Source organism: Ruegeria sp. AF8, from assembly GCF_056541825.1.
Genome location: NZ_JBQFYW010000005.1, coordinates 244,397 through 250,519, shown reverse-complemented (window position 1 = coordinate 250,519; position 6,123 = coordinate 244,397). Strand labels below are relative to the sequence as shown.

At 56.8% G+C, this 6,123-nt stretch carries 5 protein-coding genes; 2 read left to right on the top strand and 3 right to left on the bottom strand.

Going from position 1 to position 6,123, the window contains the following annotated elements; genetic code table 11:
• Positions 1-321 precede the first annotated feature (321 nt).
• The 3 genes from msrQ to ACR0AO_RS11840 form a co-directional block, all read right to left on the bottom strand.
• Entirely contained in the window at positions 322-918 is a 597-nt protein-coding gene (gene msrQ / locus ACR0AO_RS11850) for a protein-methionine-sulfoxide reductase heme-binding subunit MsrQ (protein WP_480603661.1), read from the bottom strand.
• A 4-nt stretch (positions 919-922) separates the two neighbouring features.
• The gene (gene msrP, locus ACR0AO_RS11845; protein ID WP_480603657.1) at positions 923-1,825 is read right to left on the bottom strand and encodes a protein-methionine-sulfoxide reductase catalytic subunit MsrP; all 903 of its coding nucleotides are present in this window, start codon (positions 1,823-1,825) and stop codon (positions 923-925) included.
• A gap of 75 nt (positions 1,826-1,900) precedes the next feature.
• Positions 1,901-3,388 carry an FMN-binding glutamate synthase family protein gene (locus ACR0AO_RS11840; RefSeq protein WP_480603654.1) on the bottom strand — a complete coding sequence of 496 codons (1,488 nt, stop codon included), beginning with the start codon at positions 3,386-3,388 and terminating at the stop codon, positions 1,901-1,903.
• Positions 3,389-3,493: 105 nt separating this feature from the next.
• Here ACR0AO_RS11840 and ACR0AO_RS11835 point away from each other — a divergent pair, with 105 nt between their 5' ends.
• Together ACR0AO_RS11835 and ACR0AO_RS11830 are read left to right on the top strand one after the other, a co-directional pair.
• Positions 3,494-3,940 carry a DUF302 domain-containing protein gene (locus ACR0AO_RS11835; protein ID WP_480603653.1) on the top strand — a complete coding sequence of 149 codons (447 nt, stop codon included), beginning with the start codon at positions 3,494-3,496 and terminating at the stop codon, positions 3,938-3,940.
• A gap of 354 nt (positions 3,941-4,294) precedes the next feature.
• Positions 4,295-6,082 (top strand): adenylate/guanylate cyclase domain-containing protein, encoded by a 1,788-nt coding sequence (locus tag ACR0AO_RS11830; protein ID WP_480603650.1) that lies wholly within the window; start codon positions 4,295-4,297, stop codon positions 6,080-6,082.
• Positions 6,083-6,123: the final 41 nt, after the last annotated feature.

Below are 6,123 nucleotides of genomic sequence, written 5' to 3'. Positions count from 1 at the left end.
CCAGTCTATCCTGAGCGTCCCCGCCGTCTCTCCAGCGTGTCCGGCCGTCTCTCCGACCCGTCAGCACCGCCTCAGCAGCGCCGGTGAAGGGGGTTCTAGGCCCAACCTCAAACCTCCGCAAGCACAAAATTCAAAAAAGGGGAAAAAACTTGCGGAATGAAAATTATACTCATGATTTCAATTGCTTAATAGTCAAGCGCCCAGCCAAACCCCGCTCAGAGACACCGCCCGCCCCCATCGCCACCACACCGAATGCCGACTCGCGGTCCGGGTCCGAACAGACTCACATGACCGCATCCACAAAACACGACACCCCCCGGTTCACGCAACCGCCCTGCCCCGCTTTCCAACAAACCGAAGCAAAACCAAACCAGCCACAACACACAGGTAAATCAGAGGCTCAATCCGAAAACCCTTCGCCAACATCACATAGTGAAACGCACCAAGCACAACCGCAGGATAAACCAACCGATGCAAACCGCGCCAACGCGAACCCAACCGACGCAAAGACCAGTTGTTCGACGTCACAGCCAAAGGCAGCAACAGCACAAAGCCCGCCATACCAACCGTGACATATGGCCGTTTGAGGATATCCGCCCAAATCTGGGCCGGGATCTGCACATCCAGAACCAGCCAAACCAACAGATGGCAGCACACATAGTAAAAAGCCAGCACCCCGATGGCGCGGCGGAACTTTAACAGATTCAGCCCGGTCCAGCGGCGCAGCGGCGTCACGGCCAGACCGAGGATCAGCAGTTGCAGCGCCAATTTGCCCAGTTCGTGCTCCAGCTCTTTGATCGGCTCGATCCCCAACCCTCCGGTGGCGCCGAGATATAAAAGCCATGGCGCGGGCAAGACGCCGATCAAATAGACCAGCCAGACCGGAACACGGCGGAGATATGCGTTCAGACGATCCATGCGGTCAGAAGTATTTCGCCAGATCCATGCCTTCGTAAAGCCCTGCGACTTCTTCTTCATAGCCGTTATACATCAGCGTCGGCATCCGTTTGGAAAACAGGCCACCGCCGATTCTGCGTTCTGTGGCCTGGCTCCAGCGCGGATGATTCACGTTGGGGTTCACGTTGCTATAGAACCCGTATTCATTCGGGATGGACATGTTCCAACTGGTCGGCGGCTCGGAATCAGTCAAGGAAATCCGCACGATCGACTTGATCGACTTGAAGCCGTATTTCCACGGCACCACCAGCCGAAGCGGTGCGCCGTTCTGGTTTGGCAGCGGTTTGCCATAAATGCCAGTGGCCATCAGCGTCAGAGGATGCATCGCTTCATCCAACCGCAGCCCTTCGCGATAGGGCCAGTCCAGAACCGGATAGCGCGTGCCGGGCATCTCTTCGGGGCGATAGAGCGTTTCGAAGGCCACGTATTTCGCGCCTTCCTGAACGCCCGCCATATTCAGCAGGTCAGCCAGCTCGAACCCGTTCCAGGGTACCACCATCGACCAAGCTTCGACACAGCGGAACCGGTAGATACGCTCTTCGATCGTCATTTCGGACATTACGTCCTCAAAGGAATAGTCGCCGGGGCGCTCGACCAAGCCGTCGATCCTGATCGTCCACGGATCGGTGGTCAAAACCCCAGCGTATCGAGCCGGATCCTCCTTGCCCGTGCCGAATTCGTAATAATTGTTGTAGCCGGTGATCTGTTCCCAGCTGTTCGGCTCCAGCGCCTCGGCGGCCGCCGGGCGGCCCAGTGCCGCCGCGAGGCCAAGACCCACCGCTCCCGCGATAAACCGTCTTCGGTTCAGGAACGCAGCCTCAGGGGTCACATCAGCGAGGCTCAGGTCATTCTGCCAGCGGTGGGCCATTTTAGTCTCCGGTCAATTCACATGTTGTCGATTTAGGCGTGATTGATCAGCGGCGCAAAGCAACTCCACTCACTTTCACGGCATGGAATTGTAACTTGGAAGGATCTCGTTCATCGGAAGCGAACGTCCGTTATCCTGCATGATCCGGACATGACGGCGCCGCATTTGGCGCGGTTCGCTTACACCGACCGAATGGGCGATGATCTCAACCTCGTGGATGATCTCCTTGGCATAGAGAGCCACGCGTTTGCTTTTTTCCTGCGGAACGAGGCCTTTCTGAAAGCGTGGATTGTGCGTGGTAATCCCCGTCGGGCACGTGTTGCGATTGCATTTCAGCGCCTGGATACAGCCCAGCGAAAACATGAAACCTCGCGCCGAGGTCACGAAATCGGCACCGGCCGCCAGCGCCCAGGCCACATCCGACGGGTTGATCAGCTTGCCGCTGGCAATAAGCCGGATACGGTCCTTGAGGCCGTGTTCGTCGCGCAGATTGTTGATCAGCGGCAAGGCTTCGCGCACAGACATGCCCACCAGATCAATCAGCGGCATCGGCGCCGCCCCGGTGCCACCTTCGCCGCCGTCGATAGTGATGAAATCCGGGGCGCAGTCGGTGCCCCGCGCGCTGATCGCGGTAAAAAAATTCTGGAAGACGTCCTCGGTGCCAACCACCGTCTTGATGCCGACAGGCTTGCCGGTGACATCCCTGACCCGGGTGATCATGGTCAGCAGGTCTTCAAGATTTGAAACATCCAGATGCCGGTTCGGCGACAGGCTGTCCTGCCCCACCGGAATCCCCCTGATCGCCGCGATTTCTTCGGTCACCTTGACGCCGGGCAGAATGCCGCCCTTGCCCGGCTTGGCTCCCTGGGCCAGCTTGATCTCGAACATTTTCACCGAGTCCTGCGCGGCCAGCTCGCGCAGCTTGTCATCGCTGATGTCTCCGTGTTCATCGCGCACACCGTATTTCGCGGTTCCGATCTGGAAAACGATGTCGCAGCCGCCTTGCAGGTGGTGGGGGCTGAGGCCTCCTTCGCCGGTGTTCAGCCAGATGCCCGCGTTCTTTGCGCCATGGCTCAGGGCCTGCACCGCGGGTTTCGACAAGGCGCCGAAGCTCATGCCGGAAACGTTGAAGAAGGACGGCGCCAGATACGGCACACGGGCGGTCGGACCAATCAGCAGCGGTTCGGTTTTTGCGGCATCGTCGTCCAGCGTGGGAAAGGGCGCATTGACGAATATCGGGGTGCCCGGAATGCTGAGGTTGCGGGTAGAGCCGAAGGCGACAGTGTTGTCCTTGCCGCTGGACGCGCGCCCGACCCAATCCCTTTGCGCCCGGTTAAACGGGAGCTCTTCGCGATCCATGGCAAAGAAATATTGGCGGAAGAATTCACCTAACTCAGTGAAAATTCTACGAAATCTACCGATGACCGGATAGTTCCTTCGGATCGCATCCGAGGTCTGGAACCGGTCGATGCAAAACAGAACCATCGCGGCCAGAACGAAGAGTCCGGCCGTGGTCACGAAAACAAAGGCCATCACTTCGATTGCATTCACTGCAAAACCCATGCGAATACTCCGATATGTTAATGTGGGCAGGGAGAGCCCCGTAATAATGTTCAGACTGATCGCAGGGATGCTCTGTGGCAAGCCACGACCGATCACAAAGGGAGAATGAAATTGAAACAGTTTTTCTTGACCTCCAGCCTCATATTGGTGGCCTCGTCGGCTCAATCGCAAGATATGGTGAAATACAGCGCCCCTGACAGTTTTGACAATGTGGCTTTCGCCGTGGAAAGCGCCATTGTGGGTCAAGGGCTGGTGATCGACCATGTCAGCTATGTCGGCGACATGCTGGAGCGCACGCGCGAGGATGTGGGATCTGATAAAGTGTTATTTTCAAACGCAAATGTTTACTCGTTCTGCTCGGCATCCGTGTCACGCAAGGTGATGGAGGCCGACCCGATGAACATCGCCTTTTGTCCCTATAACATCTTTGTCGCCGAGTTGCCGGACGCGCCGGGCGAGGTACTCGTCGGGTTCCGGAAATACCCCGACGGGCCGATGCAGGAGGTTCAGGCGCTGCTGGACGGAATCGTGCAGGAAGCCATCGCAGACTAGACGCAGCCGCGTTTTGCTACGAATTGTACAGGCGTCGCCCCCCCATCTGTCTCAATTGTACAGGCAGGACTGGCCACGGCCGCTTCCCACGGGCGGAATGCCTCGTTGGGGGCGACACCTGTGTTTCGGGGTTTCGACTTTGGTGACCGAGGAACGGATCGGGCTTTTGCGGTGCGCTCCTGAATTGGAAGCCAAAATTGGATAAAGCGCAGTGTCGGCCGGGCGCAACTTTGCCGACATATGTGACGCACAGGCATCCGATGTCAGGCAGCAGATCGGATTGAGCCTTGTTTGAGAGTCGCAACTTTTTCTATTTTCGATATAATTGCGGCAGGTGTCTCACCGGAACGTACAATGGCAGAGGAAAGCGTAAAGCGAAGGCTGGCAGCGATACTTGCGGCAGATGTTGTTGGTTTCAGCCAGCTTATGGGCACGAATGAAACGCGTGCGCTTGCAGCTTGGAAAGAGCGCCTCGGCGAGGTGATCGAGCCAAAAGTCTCCGGTCACGCCGGCAGAATTTTCAAGGTGATGGGCGATGGGGTACTGGTGAAATTCAACAGTGTCGTCGACGCTGTGCAATGTTCCATCGAAATCCAGAATGAAATGGCGATTCGGAATTTTGACACCGCTCCGGACAGCCGGTTCGAACTCAGAATTGGGATCAATCTGGACGACGTCATTCTGGATGAGGGGGACATTTTTGGCGACGGCGTGAATATCGCCGCAAGATTGGAGACCCTGGCCGAGCCAGGGAGTGTTTGTATCTCGGGTTCCGTGCATCAGGCGGTGGTAGGCAAGCTGCCCAACCGGTTCGAATTTGCGGGTGAACGAAAGCTCAAGAATATCGAGAAACCGGTGGAAGTTTACAGGCTGGCCGAAAACCCGCATCCGGATGCGGGCACCGGCGCCGCCAAAAACCGGCCTGACCGGCTTCGGAGTCCGGGATATGGAAAACCGCTTCTGGCGATAAAGCCATTTGAAAACCTCAGCGCCGAAATCGGTCAAAGCAAAATTGCCGACAGTATCAGCAGCGGATTGGTCGTTGCGTTGACCAGACTTCCGCATCTTATTCTGGTCGGGGACGAGACACCTTCGATGCAACGGTCGAAAGAGATGTCGCTTGAAGAATTCGGGCAGTCATTTGGCGTTCAGTATGTACTCAAAGGAAATCTGCAGGAATTGGGGGGACAGCTTCGCGTGAATGCTGAACTGGTGGAAGTGTCAAATGGTCGATACCTTTGGGCAGGGCAATTTGACCGGGCGCTTGGCGATATCTCCGGGCTGTTCAAGGTACAGGATGAAATTACCCAAGAAATTGTGGCCGCTTTGGAAATTCAGTTGGCCCACGGTGAAGCCGACCGGTTGGCACGGAACGCATTCCGCAATCCGGTGGCGCTTCAGAATTACTACAACGGTGAATCACTGCTATGGGCTTCCAAAAACAATGCCGAGCTCCATGAAGCGCAACGGCTGCTGGAATTGTCCATTGAGCTTGAACCCGATGCTGCCACCGGATACGCCACGGCCTCTTTGGCCTATTGGCTGGATGCTTTGTCCGGACAATGTGAAATACCGTCGGAAGCTTTGGATTTGGCAATTTCACGCGCGCGGGAGGCCATTAACCGCAGGGACGTAACCGGTTATCCGCATCTGGTTCTGGCGCAGGTTCACTTGACCAATCGTGAATTCGATGATGCCGAGCTGCATGCCAATTCAGCGATATTGGCCCGGCCAAGCTGCCCGGCCGCCTATTCTCTCAAGGCTGCTGTACTGAACTATCTTGGCCGTTCCGGCGAAGCTGTTGATTTCGCCCAATTCGCACTGCGACTGACGCCGGTTCAGCCACCGATGTATCCGGCAATCCTGGCAAATACGCTCTATGGCTGCGAACGGTATCACGAGGCTGTCGAGGCGGCGCAGAGCGCAATCGACCTCGACAGCGAAAACGTTGAACCCTATCTCGCGCTTGCGGCATGTAATGGTGCACTGAAGAGCCATGAGGATGCCCTGTGGGCTGTAGAAAATGTGCGCAGGTTGAACCCGGATTTCAAGTTGCGGGAATACGCACGGAATCAGCCGTTCAGGGAGCGGCACCGTTTGGACAGATTGATGAAAAACCTGAGGGAGGCCGGCCTGGATTAAGCCAACTGGCGTCCAGACCGAAATCTGAGTACCGGTTGTGC

Bases quoted from the DNA above. Each gene is read 5' to 3' on its own strand.
- msrQ (WP_480603661.1), bottom strand. From the start codon at position 918: ATGGATCGTCTGAACGCATATCTCCGCCGTGTTCCGGTCTGGCTGGTC.
- msrP (WP_480603657.1), bottom strand. From the start codon at position 1,825: ATGGCCCACCGCTGGCAGAATGACCTGAGCCTCGCTGATGTGACCCCT.
- ACR0AO_RS11840 (WP_480603654.1), bottom strand. From the start codon at position 3,388: ATGGGTTTTGCAGTGAATGCAATCGAAGTGATGGCCTTTGTTTTCGTG.
- ACR0AO_RS11835 (WP_480603653.1), top strand. From the start codon at position 3,494: ATGAAATTGAAACAGTTTTTCTTGACCTCCAGCCTCATATTGGTGGCC.
- ACR0AO_RS11830 (WP_480603650.1), top strand. From the start codon at position 4,295: ATGGCAGAGGAAAGCGTAAAGCGAAGGCTGGCAGCGATACTTGCGGCA.